The organism is Rhizobium sp. RCC_161_2 (assembly GCF_041355235.1).
Taxonomy (GTDB): Bacteria; Pseudomonadota; Alphaproteobacteria; order Rhizobiales; family Rhizobiaceae; genus Rhizobium.
Window position 1 is genome coordinate 1 of the sequence record NZ_JBFUPL010000013.1, and the last position, 19814, is coordinate 19814.

Consider the following 19814-nt stretch of genomic DNA (forward strand, 5'->3'; position numbering starts at 1 on the left):
CTCGCCGTTTTTGGACCCCAGCGCCGAACGCTCAGGCTGGAAGATTAGTGGAGGTGAGGTTAATTCGCTCGCCTTGAGGTCTTGAACGGAAGCGAACCGGGGATTCACCGCGCCCTAGACGTCAACCACTGAGCAGCTGCACTTTTCCCTGTCTTCCGAGTTGAAGAAAACGCCCTTGCCTCAATTTCAAATGAGAACTTCTTGGCGAAGCAAAAATGCGGCCGCCCAATTCCATATCGACGAAGCCGCACTTGGAATTCCCTGGCAACCGGAGGACGGGAAGACGTATTGCCTCATGACAGCCATAGCCGATCAGAGACATGAATCGCGGCTCGACCAAGATGGATCTTTGAGCATGTCTTTGGCTCCTCTTCAGCACAAGCTACTGGACTAGCGATTGAACTTCGTAACCAATAAGGCAAACAAGGCCACTGATACCACGAAGGCGAGCGCGCCTAGCGCGATGGACCGCGTCCATAGATAAGCGATAACGGTGCAGCCGCCCACAAACAAAGGCCCGATCCATTCCACGACGAACTTGGGCAGCATGTTGGAACGAGCGGGGTTGCTTGAGGCATAGCTGTCAGAAGTGGAGGCATCCGACGCATCCCGCGCTGGCTTTCGACCATTTGGGAATACCGAGGCAAGCGCAGGCGTTGGCCAGGCATCTGCGCCCGCTCCGCTAAGTAGCCAGATCGGGTCGGAATTTTGCCACGTGTTGAAATCTGCCACCATGCTCTCAAAAATCGGCGTCGGACCGTCCTCGAGTCGGTCCATGGAGCCGGCGGTTTCTCGTAGCCAGGACTCTGCGTCCTCAGGATCGGGAAGGCCAGCCGTTCGGACAAGGATAAAGGGTCCAAAATCGCGCTCCATCAACTCGACAAAGCCATCATAGATGGGAGCGTATTTCTCACCGATACCCCTCAGCACGAGTTCGCGCCGCCGGGTCAGCCGAATGAGCGCCTGCTCACGGCTCGTGACCAGGTAAGGGTAGGTCACATCCTCGGAATAGCCCGATTCCACCTTGAAATTCTCACGCTCTCCATCCGGATCATCGATGTCAAAATTGTCGATGATCCGGGCGCGGACGATATCGGTTTCCCCGAACAGACACCACCATAACAGCGGAATCCCGTTTTTGGCTTCCAGCTCGCTGCGGCCATCACGCCAGAACTTCCGCCACTCGCCAGCTTCACCCGACGGCATACGAGGCCACTCAGATGAGTTGAGGAATACGTAATTTGCCATTTATGAAGCCTTCTGAAATCGACGCGCGATGCTGGTTCGTTCGCCCACGCAAGAGGGGAAACGGTGGTCTGCCATTGGGTGCGCATTCCAGTGATGCCGGACGATGATTCCGACATGAAGCCGGACACTTTCGCTTGCCTAAGGCCGATTTGATCTTTGGAGAGAATAGAGTTTGACGTCAAGTCGGTGCGGTGTGGTGGTTCCTAGCGTTGATGCACGGATCGTTTATCGGGTTGTGAACCGGCTCTGAAGAATGGGTCTGACGCAATCTCGATGACATCGGGGGGCACTGTCACATTAACCGGGCGGCGATCGAAATGTGTGAATTGGCAGCATGACCAGACTTGCCCGTGATCCTCTGTACCGTCGCCACCGATTTACAGCCGCCGTTATTGCCTATGCCGTTTGGCTCTATTTCCGGTTTCCGCTCAGTCTGCGGATGGTCGAGGATATGCTGGCAGCGCGCGGCGTCATCGTCTCACACCAGACCGTGAGGCTGTGGGCAGAGAAGTTCGGCAGACACTTTGCCAATGATATCCACAAGCGATCAGCCGGCAGGCTCGGCGACATCTGGCACCTCGATGAGGTTGTCATCACCATCGCCGGCAAGAAAAACTGGTTATGGCGTGCCGTTGACCAGCATGGCTTTGTCCTTGACGTGCTGGCGCAAAGCCGCCGCAACGCCAAGGCTGCAAAGCGGTTGATGAGAAAGCTTCTGAAAGGACAACGCCGTTCGCCATGTGTGATGATCACCGACAAGCTTCGATCCTATGGTGCGGCGAAGCGGGAGATCATGCCCGGCGTCGAATATCGCTCGCACATGGGCCTGAACAATCCGGCTGAAAACTCCCATCAGCCGATCCGAAGACGGGAACGGATCATGAAGCGCTTCAAGCCGGTGCAACAGCTTCAACGCTTCGTTTCCATCCACGACCCGATCGCCAACCTCTTTCAAATTCCCCGCCACGACATTTCATCCGCTAACCATCGCGAACTGCGAGGGGCCGCGATGCAGATGTGGAGCGAGATCGCCCATCTGCAGGTCGCCTGATCCCAAGGCATAATCCTAAATCATGGCTTCGCAGCGTTAAGTTTACAGGGCCATCGGCGACCATCTCGATCGGCCGGCCGAGATCGGCGCTGCCAAGTCCGGGACCGACACACAGACTTTGAATACCCCGTCAGCGTGAAAATCGCTTCCTCAACTGATCCCCGCGGTCCACTCATCCAGCGACATCGTTGGCAGATCGAACGTTTCGCCTGTTCTGACATAGCCGTGGCCACCCATTCGGCCGAGGGCATTCAGGCCTTTCGGGTCGATATGCAGACGCTCGTTGACGAGGTTCGATCTGATGTGCAGTGCCAGCACCTCTCCGATGACAATCTCTCGCGAGCCGCCAACCTGCAAGGTCACATGGCGGCGGCACTCGAAAGCCGCCGGTGCCTCCGCGATATAGGGAGAGCGAACATGAGTACCTGGCAAAGCCGTAAGCCCTGCGCGTTCGAGTTCGTCAACGCCGGCGGGAAATGGGACGGCAGTCACATTCATGGCATCCAGGTTTTCGGCTCCAACGATGTTCACGGTGAACTCGCCGGTATGGCGGATGTTATGCCCGGTATCCTTGAAGCTCAGATCGCCGTGATTTTCGACGCCAATCGCCAGGATCGGCGGATCGGCAGACAGGACGCCAAAAAAGCTGAACGGAGCCGCATTGACGCGATTTTGAGTATCGACCGTGGTCACCCAGGCGATGGGACGCGGCACGACAGTGCCGATCAGCAATTTGTAACACTCACGCGGTGTCAGCGAACCAAAATCGAACCGCGTAAAATCAGCTGCACTGGGCAGGCTCTTGGGCACCGTCATTGTTATATTTTCCTTGTCGTCTCCGGCATGGCCCACTTTTACAACGATGCCGAGATGTCTTTGTCGTTAGTCGGAAACAGCCAGGTAGCGGCTCAATATCTCCCCGACATCAGGCGCATCATCCTCATCGACACGCGCGCGGTCTTCGACGGCGTGGAGGTGGTGATCCATGATTTCCGTCGCGCGCGCGCGATCGAGCTGCTTCAGAGCCTCAATAAGCTGGATGTGCTCATCGATGCCGCATTCGGCGGAATGGGGTCGGCCGAACCGGGCAAGAATGAGTGAGGAGCGGGACACGACCCGGCTGATGAAGTCGATCAACAGCTTCGAATCGGTCAGTTCGGCCAGCAGAATGTGAAACTCCCCGGCCAGCCGGATTGACCGCGGCGAGGACGACCGCAGCGCGCGCTCCTCTTCGCGGACATGCGATATCAATGCATCGATCCCGTCTTTCGGCATGCGCGTGCAGAGCCGCTCGATGACTTCTCGCTCCAGGCAACGGCGTAGCGCGAAGACCTCATGTGCTTCCTCCAATGTCGGCATGGCGACCGAGGCACCCCGGTTGGGCTTGATCTCGACCAGACCGTCGGAAACCAGGCGCACAAGCGCATTGCGAGCGCTCGTACGGCTGACGCCGAAGGTGTCGCCGATGGAATCCTCCGGCAACTTAACCCCAGGCTTCAGCGCCTGCTCAAGGATCGCCCGTCTCAGGGAAGCGTAAATGGCATCACTACGCGTCTGGTTCGTGGACATAGAGGTCTCCATCCCGTGGTTTGGCGGCGCTTTTCATTGCGCTTCTATATGCACAATTTTTGTCTGCCATAAACGGATAAAAATCGCATGCAAATTTATGTTGATATTGCATACGATCTAGAATACGAATTTTGATACGCTCTGCAAGCAAATTAAGATTTCAGTTTGAACACCGACGCTGACATTGGCGCAATCATGCCATTTTCGTCAGAAAATCGCGGATTTTGAGCAAAAATTGCATACAATACAAAGATCGGGGAACAGCATGATCAGAATTGGAAGACTACTTCTCGCCGGAGCCTTATTGCTCGGCCTGGCCATGCCAGCCGGAGCGGAGACATTTCGCTGGGGAGCATCACGCGACCTGGGTTCTCTTGATCCCGATTCGTATGGCGACAGTTTTACGCTCGGAGTGCTCAATCACGTATACGAAGGTTTGGTGCGCTACGATCGCAACCTGAAGATCGAGCCTGCGCTTGCGACATCCTGGGACGTTGTTTCGCCGACGACCTGGCGCTTCAAGCTCCGCGAAGGCGTCAAGTTTCACAACGGCGCCGATTTTACTGCGGAAGACGTGCAGGCGTCGCTGGTGCGCGCCAGCGATCCGAAATCACCGCTCAAGGGCAACATTCCTGCCTATAAGGGATCGCGGGTCATCGACGCCCATACGATCGAAATCGATGTCACGCCAAACTACCCTCTCCTTCTCAATGACCTGACAACGATCTACATCTTCGATGCCGGCTGGCTGAAGGACAACAATACCGAGGCCCCGACCGACGTCGGATCGGGCGTAGAAGGCTACGCGACCTATCATGCCAACGGCACCGGTCCCTTCAAAATCGAGAGCCGCCAGCCCGACGCCAAGACCGTTTTCGTCAAGTTCGATGGCTGGTGGGACAAGCCGCAGCACAATATCGATCGGATCGAGTTCACACCGATTGCCTCAGACGCGACACGCGTGGCGGCGCTGTTGGCCGGCGATATCGACTTCACGGACAAGGCGCCCGTTCAGGACATCCCTCGCCTGCAGGCATCGCCGAACGTCAAGCTTCTCGAGGGCACCGACCTGCGCACGGTCATGATCGGCTTCAGCCAGCGCGACACGCTTCTTTCCGGCGCTCCCAACCCGATGAAAGACGTGCGCGTCCGTCAGGCGATGCAGCTCGCGATCGACCTTGACCTCATCAAGAAGAAGGTCATGCGCGGAAAGTCCCGCAACGCCGGCACGCTCGTCGCACCGCAGATTCCGGGCTACGACGCCGCGCTCGATACGCCGCTGCAGCCCGACTTGGAAAAGGCGAAGGCGCTCCTGAAGGAGGCGGGCGCTGCGGATTTCGCCTTCGACTTCAACTGCACCGACACGCTCGTCAACGAAGAGCAGATCTGCCAGGCCGTGGCTTCCATGTGGTCGCGTATCGGGCTGAAGCCGAAGCTTGACCAGGGACCCCGCGCAGTCCAGACGCCGAAGCGCTCGAATGGGCAGGTCGATGTCTACACGCTCGGCTGGGCGACCCTCCCGATGCTCGACACCTACAGCCTCACCTCGCAGGTCCTCCACACGAAGGGCGGCACATATGGCATCTTCAACTGGGGCGGCTGGTCGGACAGCGAATTCGACAGACTGACGGAAGCCTCGGCAGTCGAACTCGATCAAACCAAGCGCCTGGCACTGGAAGCGTCATCCCTCAAGGTTGCCAAGGAACATGTGCTGATGATCCCGTTGCACCAGCAGCCTTTGACCTGGGCGACGGCGAACAAGGTCGCGGACCTGCCGCTCTTTGCCGACAACCTTCCCCGCCTATGGCTTGTGAAGAAGTAACGATGCAATCTGGCCCACCGCACCCTACCTACGGCGGCGGGCCTCCCTCACGAAAAATCGGGCTCGCTCAAAACCAGGGACGGAAAGCGCAATGATCGCCTTCCTCGTAAAGCGCATCGGCAATGCGATCCTCGTGATGTTGACCGTCACCTTCATCGCTTTCATGATTTTCCGTTTCGTCGGCGATCCCGTCGAAATGATGATGAACGAAAGTGCCACGCAGGCCGAACATGACGAACTGCGCACCAGGCTCGGCTTGAACGACGGATTCCTGACGCAATATGCCCGCTTCGTCGTCAAGGCGGCCCAGGGCGAATTCGGGCTTTCCTATCGAAACCAGCAGGATGTCATCAAGCTGATCGGCGAGCGGTTTCCGGCGACATTCGAGCTTGTGCTCATCGCTACGATCATCTCGCTCGTCGTCGGCATTCCGCTTGGTGTCTTCACCGCCATCGGGCGCGGAAGATGGTGGGCGGAAGGACTTCAATTCACCTCCGTGATCGGAATCTCCCTGCCGAGCTTTCTTGTCGGCATTCTGTTGATCCTGGTGTTTTCCGTGTCTCTTGGATGGTTACCCGGCTATGGGCGCGGCGATATCGTCCAGATCGGCTGGTGGTCAACAGGTCTGCTCACCTCTTCCGGGCGCGCTGCGCTGGTGCTGCCTGCACTCTCACTATCGCTCTTCCAGATCACGCTTGTCATGCGGCTTGTTCGCGCCGAGATGCTGGAAACCCTGCGTTCGGACTTCATCAAGTTCGCCCGCGCCCGCGGCGTTCGGCGCCGGTCGCTGTGGTTTCGTCATGCACTGAAAAATTGTCTGATGCCCGTCATTACTTTGACGGCAATGCAGATTGGCAATCTCATCGCCTTTGCCCTGGTCACGGAGACCGTTTTCCAATGGCCCGGCATGGGCATGCTGTTCATGCAGGCAGTCACCTTCGTCGATATCCCTGTGATGGCCGCCTATCTCTGCATCGTGGCTTTCATCTTTGTCGTCCTGAACACCTTCGTTGATGTCGCCTATGCGGTCGTCGATCCGCGTCTGCGCAAAGCCTGACCGAGAGGAGCACCCCATGAGCGGCATCGAAACGGCCAATCCGACGAAACCCGTGTCCCGGCCCCCCTCCCTTCGCCACCGCATCGCCGATACGGACCTGTGGTGGAGCTTCAAGAAGCATCCCTCCGCCATCGTTGCCACCATTGTCCTGACTTTGCTGCTGGCATCGGCATTTCTGGCACCATGGATCGCGCCGCAGAATCCGTATGACCTGGCATCTCTCGATTTGCTGAACGCCCAGTTGCCGCCGATCTGGAGCGCAGATGGCCAGTGGCCGTACTTGTTGGGCACCGATCTTCAGGGCCGCGATGTGCTTTCGGCTATCCTCTATGGATCTCGCGCTTCGATCGTGATCGGCGCAGCCTCTGTCGCCGTCTCGCTGGCGGTCGGGGCCACGCTCGGTCTCGTCGCAGGCTACTATGGAAAGTGGGCCGACGGTTTGCTGATGCGGGCGGGCGACGTCCTTCTTTCGATGCCGACGATGCTGATCGCCATCCTGGTTTCGGCCATGGCGCGTCAGATGCTGCCACCCGGACTGCGCGACGCCGGCGCATCGTCAGTGATCGTGTTTGCCATCTCGCTTTCGGCCTGGGTGCAATATGCCCGCACCGTGCGCGCTCTGACGATGGTCGAACGCAACAAGGAGTATGTGCAGGCGGCCCGGTTGATCCGCGTGCCAGCGCGGCGGATCATGCTGAGGCATATCCTCCCGAATACGACCACGCCGCTGCTGGTGACCGCAACTCTCAATTTCGGCTTCGGGATTCTCATCGAGGCGACACTTTCCTTCCTCGGTGTCGGTATGCCCGTCGAGCAGCCATCGCTCGGCACCTTGATCCGCATCGGCAACGAATACCTGTTCTCGGGACTGTGGTGGATCGTCCTGTTCCCGGCCATTCAGCTCTGCCTGCTGGTTGTCTCGATCAATATCCTGGGGGATTGGCTGCGCGATGCACTCAACCCCAAACTGCGCTGAGGACGTCACATGAACAAGCTTCTCATCACCAACACGCGCCCCATGGGCAAGGACCTCACCGATATCCTGATCGTGGACGGCCGTATTGCCGCCATCGGCCAGAACATCGCAGCCGAAGGTATAACGGTCGAAGATGCCGGCGGGCACATCGCCATTCCCGGCCTCGTCGATGCCCATACCCATCTCGACAAGTCGCTGCTCGGCTATCCTTGGTATGTCAATGAAGTCGGGCCGCGACTCATCGACAAGATCGACAACGAGCGACAGGTCAAACGTGATCTCGGGCTGGATGCCCACACCCAGTCCATGCGCCAGTCGCTGCAGTCCGTCGGCTACGGAACAACGCTAATCCGGACCCATGTCGATATCGACACCGACCAGGGCCTCGTTGCGCTGGAAGGCGTCATGGAGACTCGCAGGCAGCTTGCCGGCATTGTCGAAATCGAGATCGTTGCGTTTCCCCAGTCAGGGCTGATGCGCCGGCAAGGCACGGCAGAGTTGCTGGATCGGGCGATGGCAATGGGTGCGGATCTTGTCGGCGGCCTTGACCCCTGTGGCATGGACAAGGACCCCAAGGGCCATCTCGATACGATCTTTTCCATCGCGCAAAGGCACGGCAAGGGCATAGACATTCATCTGCACGAGTCCGGCGAACTGGGCGCTTTTTCCATGGAGATGATTTTCGAACGCGTCCGCGCGCTCGGGCTGCAGGGCAAGGTCGCCGTCAGCCACGCCTTTTGCCTCGGCCACCCGGATTGGAACATGACGCAGGGGCTGATCGACACATGCGCCGAACTCGACATCCCAATCCTGACAACGGCGCCGCCATCCCGAGAGACGCCATCCCTGAAACGGCTTCTGGCGGCAGGCGTCCGCTTTGGCGCCGGCGTCGACGGCTTCCGCGACACCTGGGGTCCCTATGGCAACGGCGACATGCTCGAGCGCGCCATGCTTCTCGGCATGAAAAACAATCTGCGCCGCGATGACGAACTCCCGCTGGCCTTGCATGTCTGCACAACCGGCGGCGCGGTTGTGATGGAGAGGACCGGCCATGAAATCGCCCTGGGCGGACGTGGCGATATCGTGCTGGTCGAAGGGGAAACGCTTGCCGAGGCAATCGTCACCCATGCGCCCAGAAAGCTGGTCGTCACCGCCGGAAACGTCGTCGCCCGTGATGGCAAAAGCCTGCGAGAACGCCCATGAGCTGGTCGGATCTTCCGCTCGGGCACCGTCCGCAAGGACGCTGGGCGCTGACAGCGCGATTTATCATTGCGGACACACCGGACGGACGGCGGCTGATCGAGAACGGCGAAATCGTCATCGAGCGGGATCGCATCGTCTGGGTCGGACATCGCTTCGCCGGTGAGCTTGTGGCCCGATATGACATGGGGGAGGCCTTCATTGGCCCCGGCTTCGTGGATCTCGACGCGCTTTCCGACCTCGATACCACCGTGCTTGCCATGGACAACCAGCCGGGCTGGAAGAAAGGGCGGGTGTGGCCCGCCGATTATGCGGCGCAATCCCGCGAGATGTATACAGCCGAAGAACTGGCGTTCCAGAAGCGCTATGCCTTCGCGCAACTTTTACTGAACGGGATCACGTCCGCGCTGCCGATCGCATCGCTTTTCTACCGGGCCTGGGGAGAGACCGTTACCGAATTCCAAGCAGCCGCTCAGGCAGCCGACGATCTCGGGCTGCGCGTCTGGCTGGGACCGGCCTATCGTAGCGGCGGCGTGGTCCTCGACGAAGCCGGCACCATGCAGACGGTCTTCGATGAAGCCCGAGGCCTTGCGGAACTCACTGAAGCCACAGACTTTGCCCGCCGCATCCATGGCCATGCGGATGGTCTGATCTCCGGCATGTTTGCACCCGACAGGGTCGAGACGTGCACGGAGAGTTTGCTCAGGCAAACCTTCGCCCGAGCGGACGACCTTGACTTGCCGGTACGGCTGCATATGGCCCAGGGCGACATGGAACTTCAGACTATGCGAAGACTGCACGGCGTCACGGCACCACGCTGGCTCGCCGATCTCGGATTGCTTTCCTCTCGCCTGATCGCGCCGCATGCAACGGTCGCAACGGACGAGGACCTCGCCCTCTATGCCGATAGTGGCGTAACGGTCGCGCACTGTCCGCTTGTATCGGCACGCCACGGATCGGCACTCAAATCCTATTCGCGCCTCAAGGCGATGGGCATCCGTATCGGCATGGGCACCGACACTGCCCCGCCGGACATGGTCTTGAACCTTGCCGTCGGCCTGATGGCCAATCGCATCACCGAGGGCAAAGGTGACGCTGCATCCGCATCCGAATTCTATGACTCGGCAACAATTGCCGGCGCCGATGCGCTGAAGCGCCCCGATCTCGGCCGAATTGCACCCGGCGCAAAGGCCGATATCGCCGTTTTCGACATGAGCGATGCCATGATCGCGCCCCGCATCGATCCGGTTCAGACGCTGATCTATGGGGCGACCGGCCGCGTCACCAAGGCAACAATCGTCGACGGGCGCATCTCGATGCGCGATGGCGCAGTTGCCGGAATGGATCTGGCGGCCGCGCGCGCCAGAGCGCAAGCGCAATTCGACAGCCTGGTCTCCCTCTATCCGGAGCGAACCTATCGGCACCCGCCGGTCAGTTCGATTTTCCCACCAAGCTACCCAGCCCTGGAGCAGCAATGACGCAAACGGCCCAGATCCAAACGGCTTATGAACCAGCACTTGTGGTATCCGGCCTCTCGGTCGAATTTCCGACCCGACGGGGAACGCTTGCCGCTTTGTCCGATGTCTCGTTGACGATCGCTCCTGGAGAAATCTTGGGCGTCGTTGGCGAATCCGGGGCAGGCAAATCGATGACAGGGATGGCCGTGCTGGGCCTGCTGGAACCGCCGGGTCGCGTCATCGCCGGCGAAATCAGCATTGCCGGTCAGCGCACCGATAGCCTGAACGAGAGGCAGATGGAGAAGGTTCGGGGACGCAAGGTGGGGGCCATCTTCCAGGACCCTCTGACATCGCTCAACCCTCTCTTTTCCGTCGGACAGCAGATCGTCGAAACCGTTCGATTGCATTGCAACATTGACAAAGCCGCCGCTCGGCTTCGGGCTATCGAACTGCTGAAGCATGTCGGCATTCCCGGCGCGGAAGAGCGGGTGGACCACTATCCGCATCAGTTTTCGGGCGGAATGCGCCAGCGCGTTGTCATCGCACTGGCTCTGGCGGGCAACCCTCGACTGATCATCGCCGACGAGCCGACAACGGCGCTGGACGTTTCGATCCAGGCGCAGATCACAGCATTGCTGCGTCGCCTTTGCGTCGAACAGGGGGTGGGGGTCATGTTGATCACCCACGACATGGGCGTCATTGCAGAGACCGCCGACCGCGTTGCGGTGATGTACGCCGGTCGCGTCGTCGAGATCGGTCCCGTGGCGGAAGTCCTCGCGCGTCCCAAGCATCCCTACACGCGTGGGCTCATGGCTTCGATCCCGGCGCTTGGCGCGCGGCTTGAGACACTTGCGCAGATCGATGGCGCCATGCCGCGCCTGAACGCCATGCCTTCCGGATGTGCGTTCAATCCTCGCTGTCGGGATGTGATGCCGCGCTGTCGCATCGAACGACCATCGCTCACTCAGGCGGATGAGCATGGTGCAGCCGCCTGCTGGCTGATCGAAGGAGGTGTCCAATGAGAGATGTCGAAAACGCTCTCGAAGTCGACCAGCTGACCCGTGTCTTCGAGGTCTCGGCTCCATGGTTGAACCGGGTGATCGAGCGCAAGCCCAGACGATATCTGCAGGCCGTTCAAGACGTGACCTTCACCGTGAAAAAGGGCAAGTGCCTCGCGCTTGTCGGCGAATCCGGTTGCGGCAAGTCGACGGTCGCGCGTCTGGTGACAGGACTGCATGAGCCGACGGAGGGCGCAATTGTCTTCGGCAGCTCCGCCAATGGCAAGCCGATGGAAGCGCAGATGATCTTCCAGGATCCCCATGCGAGCCTCAATCCCCGATGGCGCGTGGGCGATATCATCGCCGAGCCGATCCGTGAGTTCAAACTGAGAGCGTCGACTGCCGAGATTACCGAAAGAGTATCGCAGCTGCTGCGCATCGTCGGGCTTTCGCCCGATGACGCCAGGCGGTATCCACACGAGTTTTCTGGTGGCCAGCGACAGAGAATTTCGATTGCCCGCGCATTGGCCGGCGAGCCGGAATTCCTTGTCTGCGATGAGCCCACCTCCGCGCTGGACGTTTCCGTCCAGGCGCAAATTCTCAATCTAATGCGCCGGCTTCAGGACGAACTCGGACTGACCTATCTGTTCATCAGCCACAACCTTGCCGTCGTGCGTCACATGGCCGACAGGATTGCCGTAATGTATCTGGGCCGTATTGTCGAGGAGGCGGAAACGGAGGCACTCTTTGCCAATCCGCAACATCCCTACACCCAGCTTCTCCTTCAGACGATACCCGATGTGCTGGCGCCAAACAGGGCGCGCACGCTGATGGGGGGCGAGCCCCCCAGCCCCCTCAACCCGCCGGCGGGATGCACATTTCACCCGCGCTGTCCCATGGCCCAGGATATTTGCAAAACTGCTGCCCCAACGCCACGCCAACGCATGGGTGGCGGAAAAGTCCTGTGCCATTTCGCGGAGGAAATGGCACAAATATCGCTTGGCATTTAGTCGGGGTCCTCCTCAATTTGTGTGACGGTTCCCCAGCTGTTAGCAGCGATACCGGTATGGGCTTGCATGCGAACGAAATCGAAGCAACGCTAGTCTGGCGGTCTTGATGAGATTTGAACCGCCACGCGAACATTACAAATAGACAATATCAATAATTTATTTGACTCGTGAGGCGCAAAGCCCTTCTCGAATTTCGCATTGGGACATAGCAATCGCTTTCATGCATGTTCGACGGCCGTGCGTTGGGTTCTTCAGAGGCAGTAGGTTCGAATGGGCGTCTCGCCTCTATTGTCGTTTTGCCAATGTGAAACGCGACAACATCACAATGAGGCCGACGACGAGTGTCACGGCGATGAATAGGAATGCAGCGGCTGCGATTGCAGGGCTTATATTTTCTCGGATGCTGGAAAACATCTGCCGGGCCAATGTGCGCTGGTTCGGGCCAGCGACAAAGAGCGTCAAGACGACCTCATCGAGCGAGGTTGCGAATGCCAGGACGGCTCCGGACAGGACGCCTGGCATGGCAAGCGGCAGAGTGACGCGTCGAAGGACTCTTATGGGCGAAGCGCCAAGGCTTTCCGCGGCGAGTTCTACGCGTTTGTCGATACCGGCGAGCGCGCCTGTCACGCTGACTACGACAAAGGGGACGGCAACGACGGTGTGCGCGATAATGACGCCCGCATAGCTGTTTGTCAGGCCGAAGCGCGCAAGTAGCACCTGCATTCCGACACCCAGCACGACCGCCGGCACGACCATCGGCAGGAGAAAGAGCGTGCGCATCGTTCCACGAAAAAAGATAAGCCGGTTGCGCAAACCGAGGGACGCGGACGTACCGAGCGCGGTCGCGAGCAATGTCGTACCCGTTCCAATGATGAGGCTGTTGACGATGGCCCGCCGCCAGGCATCCGCCGTGAACAGCTCTTCGAACCAGCGCAGGGACCAGGATGGGATGGGATAGGTGAGGATGACACTCGAGGTGAAGGCAAGCGGCAGAATGGCAATGAGAGGCGCCACGAGAAAGAGCATCGTCATCGACGCGAAAGCGAATTTGGTGAGCTTCATCGGCATCGCCTAATACCTTTCCGATTCGTCGGCAGAGAGCCGCGCATAGACGCTGTAGAGAAGCAATGTCGCGAGCAGCAACACGACGCCCAGTGCGCCGGCCATGCCCCAGTTTGCCGACCCGATGGCATAAAACGCGATGATCGATGAGATCATCTGATCACCCGGCCCACCGATCAGCGCGGGCGTGATGTAGTAGCCGATGGCTGAGATGAACACGAGCAGGCTACCGGAGGCGACTCCACGCAGACTGAGCGGCAGAAGCACGCGCAGGAAGGCGCGCAGCGGATGAGCGCCGAGTGATGCGGCCGCCGGCATGAGGTTCTTCGGAATGGTGATCAGAACCGAATAGATCGGCAGCACCATGAACGGCAGCAGCACATGGGTCATGGCGATGATCACGCCCGTGCGGTTGAAGATCAGCGGCAGCGGAGCATTGATCAGGCCAAGCATTTGCAAGGCATCGTTGATCAACCCTTTCTCCTGCAACAAGATGAACCAGGCGGCTGTGCGTACAAGAAGCGAGGTCCAGAGCGGCAGCAATACAGCTCCCAGCATCAGGTCGCGCTTCCAGCCGGTGAGCGAAACGGCGATGATTGCATAGGGAAAACCGATGCATGCACAGGCGAACGTAACGAGGGCGGCGATCCAGAATGTGCGAATGAGAATGACGCGGTTGACTGACTGGTCGACGGGCAGTTGTTCGATCTGACCCGTTGCGTTGCGGCCGAGATCGACGGCCGCCAGCAGGTTGCGATCAGTCAGCGGCGAGAGCGCATCGGCGATTGCCAGCCAGAATTCCGGCTTCTCCCAGCGCTTGTCGATGGCAACGAGATCGGCAGGCGGGTTTGCCGTGTCGCGGAGCGCGCTGGTGGTCTTCGACATGAGCGTGCGGAAACCGGAGCGAGCGCTGTTGAGGCGGCGCACCATGTCGCCGAGCGCCTGATCGTCGGCGACAGCCTTCAAATCTTCCATCAGAGCGGTCTGCATGGCACTGGTCGGCGGTGAGACCCGGTCCCAGTCCGGCAGCACTTCGGCGCTACGCGGCAGGAGGCGCAGGACGGCGGTGTCGGACACCGATAGCGACATCATGCTGAACAGTGGCCAGACAAAAAAACCGAGGAGGAAAATAAGCAGTGGCGCCAGCAGAAGCAGCGACCGGCCGGTTCGGGACGTCAGGGCACTCATGGCGAAATGACCCGACAATCATCTGCCGAAAAGGCGGCGTAGACTTTGGTGCCTGGCTGAAACTCCCGCGATCGCCGGCCAAGCTTCGCGATCAGCTGATGCGATGCATTCTGCAACTGAACACGCAGATGATCCCCCTGATAGACCGAGTCGGCGACCTCCGCTTCCAGACAGTTTCGGGCGTCCCCTCGCGTCTCGCTGAGATCGACCCGTTCGGGGCGTATGGACACATACACTGTCTGGCCGGGGGAAACCGTGGCGGAAACAGCCGATACGACTTCAGCGCCGGAGGACAGGCGCACAAGCGCTTGTCCTGCTTGAACCACTTCAATTACGCCTTCGACCAGATTGGTTTCTCCGATGAATTCCGCGACAAAGCGCGTCGCCGGTTCGTCATAGACCTGTCGCGGCGTTCCGATCTGTTCGATCTTGCCCTTGTTGAAAACGGCAACGCGGTCTGACATGGTCAACGCTTCCGACTGATCATGCGTAACAAAGACGATGGTAAGGCCGAGCCGGCGATGCAGGTCGCGGATATCGAGCTGCATCTGTTCGCGTAATTGCTTGTCGAGCGCGCCGAGCGGCTCGTCCATGAGAACGACACGCGGTTCGAAGACCAATGCACGGGCCAGTGCCACGCGCTGCTGCTGGCCACCGGACAATTGAGATGGGCGGCGGGTCGTGAAGGCCGATAGCTGTACCATGTCCAGCGCCCGCGCCACGCGTTTTGCAATGTCTGCTTTGTTCATGCCGCGCATTTGGAGCGGAAAGGCGACATTATCGCCGACCGACATATGTGGAAACAGTGCGTAGCTCTGAAACACGACGCCCATGTCGCGCTTGTAGGTAGGCACGTTATTGATGGCGGTTCCGTCCAGCAGAATATTGCCGGAGGTAGCCTGCTCGAAACCGGCAAGCATCATGAGCAGCGTCGTTTTACCGGAGCCAGACGGGCCGAGCAGACTGACGAACTCGCCCTTATCGATGCTGAGATCAAGATTTTCGACCACGCAGAGTGGGCCATAAAATTTCGTAATATTGTCAAATCGAATGAATTCCGCCACGGAAGACTCCATCACTTGAGGCAGAAGGCGGCGCTCCCCAAAAAAACGGGAGATCGCGTCTGGCAAGAGGAGGAGGGTACCTGCCCGGCACCCTTTTGCGCGGATGTTCCTACTGGGCAAGCCAAGCGTTGAAGCGCTGCGTCAGCGTTTCCGAATTGTCGATCCAGAAATCGACATTCAGCGGTATCGAGTCGGTCATATTTGCCGGATCGGTCGGCAGATCCTTGGCAAATCTCTCCGGGACCTTGGCTGCGGCATCCTTGTTAGGCAGGCCGTAGGCGACGAATTCCGGTAGCTTGGCCTGGTTTTCGGGCTGGCTTGCGAAGGCGATGAAGTCCTGCGCGGCATCCTTGTTCTCAGCGTCTTTCAACACCACCCAGCTGTCGACAGCGTAGATGCTGCCGGGAAAGACTACCTTGAAATTCTTGCCTTCAGAGCGGTTTATGCCGGTGATACGGCCATTATAGGCCGATGTCATCGTGACTTCACCTGATGCCAGGAACTGAAGAGGCTGCGCACCCGATTCCCACCAGATAATGTTGGACTTCAGTTCGTCGAGTTTCTTGAACGCACGCGCCACGCCCTCTTCCGTGGCCAAGACATCATAGAGTTTGTCCTTCGAAACACCATCTGCGAGCAGTGCGAATTCGAGCGTGTATTTCGGTCCCTTGCGCAGCGAGCGCTTGCCGGGGAATTTCTTCACATCCCAGAAATCGGCCCAAGTTTTGGGGCCTTCCTTCAGCTTGTCGCCATCATAGGCAATTGCGGTCGACCAGACGATGGCGCCCACGCCACAATCATTGACGGCGGAGTCGAGAAACTTGTCCTTGCCGCCCATCTTGTCCCAATTAATCTTCTCATAGAGACCGTCCGCACAGCCAAGCGCCAATTCTTCGGCTTCCACCTGAACCGCATCCCAGTTCGGCACGCCCGCCTTGACCTTCGACTGGATGACGCCGATGCCACCATCCCAAGCCTCGTCCAGAACCGGTTTGCCCGTCTTTTCAGCGAAGGGTTTGAAGTAGATGTTGCGCTGCGCATCCTGATAACTGCCGCCCCAGGAGACGACAGTCAGGTCCCGCGCAAATGCTGGCGAGACGAGGCTTGCGGACACTACGACGATCACGGCCGCTAGAACTCCGGGTTTCATGAGAGCTTTCATTGCATTCCCCTTTTCTTGGTTATTGCAGGAACCGATCGGCCCTGTTCCGATGATCATTTCTTCATGCAAATCGCTGCCCACCGTCGCCTTTGGCGTATCGATGTCGGGCAATCTTCCGGTTGTTGCATACCCATTTCCCCTTGGGTGCCTTCAGCCGATAGATCCATTGCGATCATTGCCGGTCGACGGCGCATTGACCGGTGTCAGACGTGCTGGCCTCCATTGATGTGGATTTCGGCGCCGTTGATGTAGGACGATGGCTCTGTGCAGAGAAAGTAAATGGTTTCCGCGACCTCACGCGGGTCACCCAGCCTCTGCAGGGGCACTTCCGCAGCAACCAGGGCGTCAGTCCCCGGCGACAGGATCGATGTCTCGATTTCACCGGGCGCGATGGCGTTCGCTCTGACGCCGCGGCGGCCGAATTCATGCGCCATTTCCCGTGTGAGCGAGCCAAGAGCCGCCTTGGACGCCGCATAGGCGACGCCGGCAAATGGATGGACCCGCGTTCCCGCAATGGAGGTGACGTTGACGATCGACCCCTTGGCCGCTTCAAGCTCGGGAATCAGCGCGCGGGCGATCAGCGCCGTCGATACGACATTGACGTTGAGCACCTGCGTCCAGATGTCGGCGTCCGTGCCCATGACGCCGAGGCGGCTCTTTTCTGGCCCCTTCGGTGAAATACCGGCATTGTTGACCAGCGCATGCAGCCGGCCATTGGGGAGACGTTCCCGTACGGTTGCGGCGAGGCGATCAATCTGCGTCAGGTCGGAAAGGTCCGCCTGAATATGGCTTTCGCGAGCCGACGGCCAGGCGCATTCCTCGGAGAAAGGTTGGCGTGACACTGTGAGTATACGCCAGCCCTTCGATTGAAACAGCTTTACCGTGGCATGGCCTATGCCGCGGCTTGCACCTGTCAACAACATGTAACGCCGTTCTTCGGTCATTTGAGCATTCTCTGTTGATGTTTGATGCATCGTAATTCGAAATCGGTGAAATGCAAGCCTTCTCTCTCGAAAGCTTATCCCTGTCGCGACTGACGCTCGTTTTTCCGCTCGAGGCGTTCCAGTATAGGCTTCCCGCCGAGCAGAATATCATCGACGATTGCCATGGAAGCAGCCGCAGAATCGTGGCGCTTCAAGGCGTCGATGACCGGATAGTGATGGTCGATCATCGTCCGCCCACCTTGAAGATATGCGTGCGATATGTGTGGGCCCATCTGCAGCCAGAGCCGCCGCAGGATGCCGTTCAGAAGCGGAAGTCCGGCAATTTTCGGCAGCATGAAGTGGAAGGCCTGGTTGAGTTCCGTGCCTCTCAACCGGTCGCCATTGGCGATTGCCTGTTCGTTTTCATGCAAAATACCTTCCAACGCCACGATGTCGGCACTCGTCACCATTTGCGCGGCGGTTTCCGCAGCCAATCCTTCAAGCCGTACACGGATTGCTCGAATTTCCTTGTAACGGCTCTCGCTCAGGCCTGGAATTCGGATATCACGTGGCGAGCGGAAGATGATCGCCTCGTCATTGGCCAGCCGCAGGATGGCATCGCGGATAGGCGTAACGCTCGTGCCGAATTGCTCGGCGAGATCGCGGATCTTCAGCCGATCACCTGGCTGGAATTGCCCCCGGATCAAGGCATCGCACAGCTTGCCGTAAACCGCACTGTTCAGGTTCTCGTATTCCAGTATGGGAAATTCAGGCATGGACTGGTCCAAAAAATTGCGCAATAAGATACTTGATGCATCTTATTTGGCGTGTTGCAAGCACCGTTTTCGAGCACGGTGATATTGTGATCGACAAGACGTGGGCGCTCGACTGCGAAATCAAGTTTCCACGGGTAACACAACTCCGGGAAAGCAGTGACAACAAGGTGGATGCAGAAAACAACGCCTAATGGAGGACGCATGACGAAGCCATCGACTGCCATCGAGAAAAAGGACGCCATGCTGGCAACATGGAATGTGACAGGGCTCGCCGATGCAGAAGCCGCGGTCAGCGATATCTATGGCCTTTCCGGCACGGCAAAGCGTCTTTCCAGCGAGCGCGACGAGACCTTTCTGTTTACGCGCGACGACGGAACGGAGTTCGTTCTCAAGATTGCCAACCCGGCAGAAGATCCGGTCGCGCTCGAATTTCAGGATGGCGCACTGTTGCATCTGGCATCCGTCGCCCCCGCCGTCCCCGTGCCGCGGCTCGTCTTCACAAATGCCGGCAAACGCAGCCACACGCTGGAGATGTCTGACGGTCCACGCATCATACGCTTGCTCACCTTCCTTCGCGGCGAATTGCAGTACCGCACGCAAAATTGCGAAGCGCAGAGCCGGAATGTCGGCCGGGCGTTGGCAGCGCTTGGCGTTGGCCTCGAAAACTACAATGGACGTCCGCCAGCCGGAAAGCTGATGTGGGACATTTCCCACACGCTCGATCTCGCCAACGTTATCGACCATGTCGCGCCGGAGCGCCGCGCACGGGTCGGGGCCATACTTCGCGAATTCGAGGGTGCAATGTCTGCGATCAATGGGCTTGGGCGTCGCCAGATCATCCACAACGACTTCAATCCGCACAATATCCTGCTCAACCCGGAAAAGCAGACCGAGGTCGTCGGCATCATCGACTTCGGCGACATGGTGCATGCGCCGCTCGTCAACGATCTTGCCGTGGCGCTTTCTTATCACCTGGCAACGGATAACTGGGCTGCGCGGATTGGTGCCTTTCTGGCGGGTTATCTTTCTGCCCGCGCGCTTGAACCCGCCGAACTGGAGCTTCTGCCGGTGCTGACGCGGGCGCGGCTTGCGATGTCGGTCATCATTGCCGAATGGCGCTCGGCACGGGTGCCCGAGAACGCCAGCTATATCATGCGCAACCACGCCTCTGCCTGGCAGGGCATACTTAACATATCCGATTTAACACCGGCGCGGCTGAAGACGCTCGTGCCGAACCTTTGCGAGGCTTGA

The 19814-nt window shown here is 59.0% G+C and carries 18 protein-coding genes; 9 read left to right on the forward strand and 9 right to left on the reverse strand.

Annotation, left to right across the window (positions count from 1 at the left end; translation table 11 throughout):
* Nucleotides 1–390: 390 nt before the first annotated feature.
* The gene (locus AB6803_RS27145) at nt 391–1248 is read right to left on the reverse strand and encodes a hypothetical protein (RefSeq protein ID WP_371111804.1); all 858 of its coding nucleotides are present in this window, start codon (nt 1246–1248) and stop codon (nt 391–393) included.
* Between the two features lie 334 nt (nt 1249–1582).
* Between AB6803_RS27145 and AB6803_RS27150 the strand changes: the two genes are divergently transcribed.
* Nucleotides 1583–2299: an IS6 family transposase gene (locus AB6803_RS27150; RefSeq protein ID WP_371111805.1), complete on the forward strand. Its 717-nt coding sequence runs from the start codon at nt 1583–1585 to the stop codon at nt 2297–2299.
* A gap of 150 nt (nt 2300–2449) precedes the next feature.
* Here the strand turns inward: AB6803_RS27150 and AB6803_RS27155 are convergent, their stop codons facing one another.
* On the reverse strand, nt 2450–3115 hold the full coding sequence (locus AB6803_RS27155) for a flavin reductase family protein (protein ID WP_371111806.1): 666 nt from the start codon (nt 3113–3115) through the stop codon (nt 2450–2452).
* Nucleotides 3116–3181: 66 nt separating this feature from the next.
* Entirely contained in the window at nt 3182–3868 is a 687-nt protein-coding gene (locus AB6803_RS27160; RefSeq protein WP_051696709.1) for a GntR family transcriptional regulator, read from the reverse strand.
* Nucleotides 3869–4133: 265 nt separating this feature from the next.
* Between AB6803_RS27160 and AB6803_RS27165 the strand changes: the two genes are divergently transcribed.
* The 7 genes from AB6803_RS27165 (at nt 4134) to AB6803_RS27195 (ending at nt 12388) form a co-directional block, all read left to right on the forward strand.
* Nucleotides 4134–5690 carry an ABC transporter substrate-binding protein gene (locus AB6803_RS27165; protein WP_371111807.1) on the forward strand — a complete coding sequence of 519 codons (1557 nt, stop codon included), beginning with the start codon at nt 4134–4136 and terminating at the stop codon, nt 5688–5690.
* A 91-nt stretch (nt 5691–5781) separates the two neighbouring features.
* On the forward strand, nt 5782–6747 hold the full coding sequence (locus tag AB6803_RS27170) for an ABC transporter permease (protein ID WP_371111808.1): 966 nt from the start codon (nt 5782–5784) through the stop codon (nt 6745–6747).
* A 16-nt stretch (nt 6748–6763) separates the two neighbouring features.
* Complete coding sequence (locus AB6803_RS27175; RefSeq protein WP_371111809.1) at nt 6764–7723, forward strand: ABC transporter permease; 960 nt, start codon at nt 6764–6766, stop codon at nt 7721–7723.
* 9 nt (nt 7724–7732) lie between these two features.
* Nucleotides 7733–8926, forward strand: a complete 1194-nt coding sequence (locus AB6803_RS27180) for an amidohydrolase family protein (protein WP_371111810.1) — start codon at nt 7733–7735, stop codon at nt 8924–8926.
* On the forward strand, nt 8923–10401 hold the full coding sequence (locus tag AB6803_RS27185; protein ID WP_371111811.1) for an amidohydrolase family protein: 1479 nt from the start codon (nt 8923–8925) through the stop codon (nt 10399–10401). The genes AB6803_RS27180 and AB6803_RS27185 overlap by 4 nt, the downstream gene beginning before the upstream one ends.
* Complete coding sequence (locus AB6803_RS27190; protein ID WP_371111812.1) at nt 10398–11402, forward strand: ABC transporter ATP-binding protein; 1005 nt, start codon at nt 10398–10400, stop codon at nt 11400–11402. Before AB6803_RS27185 ends, AB6803_RS27190 begins: the two co-directional genes overlap by 4 nt.
* A complete protein-coding gene (locus AB6803_RS27195; protein WP_371111813.1) occupies nt 11399–12388 on the forward strand; it encodes an ABC transporter ATP-binding protein in 990 nt (329 codons plus the stop codon). Before AB6803_RS27190 ends, AB6803_RS27195 begins: the two co-directional genes overlap by 4 nt.
* Before the next feature lie 285 nt (nt 12389–12673).
* Here the strand turns inward: AB6803_RS27195 and AB6803_RS27200 are convergent, their stop codons facing one another.
* The 6 genes from AB6803_RS27200 to AB6803_RS27225 all read right to left on the reverse strand — a co-directional run bounded on the left by AB6803_RS27200 (nt 12674) and on the right by AB6803_RS27225 (nt 18563).
* Nucleotides 12674–13456 (reverse strand): ABC transporter permease, encoded by a 783-nt coding sequence (locus tag AB6803_RS27200; protein ID WP_371111814.1) that lies wholly within the window; start codon nt 13454–13456, stop codon nt 12674–12676.
* Nucleotides 13457–13459: 3 nt separating this feature from the next.
* A complete protein-coding gene (locus tag AB6803_RS27205) occupies nt 13460–14638 on the reverse strand; it encodes an ABC transporter permease (protein WP_371111815.1) in 1179 nt (392 codons plus the stop codon).
* Nucleotides 14635–15714, reverse strand: a complete 1080-nt coding sequence (locus tag AB6803_RS27210) for an ABC transporter ATP-binding protein (RefSeq protein WP_371111816.1) — start codon at nt 15712–15714, stop codon at nt 14635–14637. Before AB6803_RS27210 ends, AB6803_RS27205 begins: the two co-directional genes overlap by 4 nt.
* Nucleotides 15715–15811: 97 nt before the next feature.
* Nucleotides 15812–16852 (reverse strand): ABC transporter substrate-binding protein, encoded by a 1041-nt coding sequence (locus AB6803_RS27215; protein WP_371111817.1) that lies wholly within the window; start codon nt 16850–16852, stop codon nt 15812–15814.
* 215 nt (nt 16853–17067) lie between these two features.
* Nucleotides 17068–17808 (reverse strand): SDR family NAD(P)-dependent oxidoreductase, encoded by a 741-nt coding sequence (locus AB6803_RS27220; protein WP_371111818.1) that lies wholly within the window; start codon nt 17806–17808, stop codon nt 17068–17070.
* Between the two features lie 74 nt (nt 17809–17882).
* Entirely contained in the window at nt 17883–18563 is a 681-nt protein-coding gene (locus tag AB6803_RS27225) for a GntR family transcriptional regulator (RefSeq protein WP_371111819.1), read from the reverse strand.
* 201 nt (nt 18564–18764) lie between these two features.
* Here AB6803_RS27225 and AB6803_RS27230 point away from each other — a divergent pair, with 201 nt between their 5' ends.
* Complete coding sequence (locus AB6803_RS27230; RefSeq protein WP_371111820.1) at nt 18765–19814, forward strand: phosphotransferase; 1050 nt, start codon at nt 18765–18767, stop codon at nt 19812–19814.

What these genes read in the sequence shown, in the direction of transcription:
- AB6803_RS27145 (WP_371111804.1), bottom strand. Translation starts at nt 1,248, where the DNA reads ATGGCAAATTACGTATTCCTCAACTCATCTGAGTGGCCTCGTATGCCG.
- AB6803_RS27150 (WP_371111805.1), top strand. Translation starts at nt 1,583, where the DNA reads ATGACCAGACTTGCCCGTGATCCTCTGTACCGTCGCCACCGATTTACA.
- AB6803_RS27155 (WP_371111806.1), bottom strand. Translation starts at nt 3,115, where the DNA reads ATGACGGTGCCCAAGAGCCTGCCCAGTGCAGCTGATTTTACGCGGTTC.
- AB6803_RS27160 (WP_051696709.1), bottom strand. Translation starts at nt 3,868, where the DNA reads ATGTCCACGAACCAGACGCGTAGTGATGCCATTTACGCTTCCCTGAGA.
- AB6803_RS27165 (WP_371111807.1), top strand. Translation starts at nt 4,134, where the DNA reads ATGATCAGAATTGGAAGACTACTTCTCGCCGGAGCCTTATTGCTCGGC.
- AB6803_RS27170 (WP_371111808.1), top strand. Translation starts at nt 5,782, where the DNA reads ATGATCGCCTTCCTCGTAAAGCGCATCGGCAATGCGATCCTCGTGATG.
- AB6803_RS27175 (WP_371111809.1), top strand. Translation starts at nt 6,764, where the DNA reads ATGAGCGGCATCGAAACGGCCAATCCGACGAAACCCGTGTCCCGGCCC.
- AB6803_RS27180 (WP_371111810.1), top strand. Translation starts at nt 7,733, where the DNA reads ATGAACAAGCTTCTCATCACCAACACGCGCCCCATGGGCAAGGACCTC.
- AB6803_RS27185 (WP_371111811.1), top strand. Translation starts at nt 8,923, where the DNA reads ATGAGCTGGTCGGATCTTCCGCTCGGGCACCGTCCGCAAGGACGCTGG.
- AB6803_RS27190 (WP_371111812.1), top strand. Translation starts at nt 10,398, where the DNA reads ATGACGCAAACGGCCCAGATCCAAACGGCTTATGAACCAGCACTTGTG.
- AB6803_RS27195 (WP_371111813.1), top strand. Translation starts at nt 11,399, where the DNA reads ATGAGAGATGTCGAAAACGCTCTCGAAGTCGACCAGCTGACCCGTGTC.
- AB6803_RS27200 (WP_371111814.1), bottom strand. Translation starts at nt 13,456, where the DNA reads ATGCCGATGAAGCTCACCAAATTCGCTTTCGCGTCGATGACGATGCTC.
- AB6803_RS27205 (WP_371111815.1), bottom strand. Translation starts at nt 14,638, where the DNA reads ATGAGTGCCCTGACGTCCCGAACCGGCCGGTCGCTGCTTCTGCTGGCG.
- AB6803_RS27210 (WP_371111816.1), bottom strand. Translation starts at nt 15,714, where the DNA reads ATGGAGTCTTCCGTGGCGGAATTCATTCGATTTGACAATATTACGAAA.
- AB6803_RS27215 (WP_371111817.1), bottom strand. Translation starts at nt 16,852, where the DNA reads ATGAAACCCGGAGTTCTAGCGGCCGTGATCGTCGTAGTGTCCGCAAGC.
- AB6803_RS27220 (WP_371111818.1), bottom strand. Translation starts at nt 17,808, where the DNA reads ATGACCGAAGAACGGCGTTACATGTTGTTGACAGGTGCAAGCCGCGGC.
- AB6803_RS27225 (WP_371111819.1), bottom strand. Translation starts at nt 18,563, where the DNA reads ATGCCTGAATTTCCCATACTGGAATACGAGAACCTGAACAGTGCGGTT.
- AB6803_RS27230 (WP_371111820.1), top strand. Translation starts at nt 18,765, where the DNA reads ATGACGAAGCCATCGACTGCCATCGAGAAAAAGGACGCCATGCTGGCA.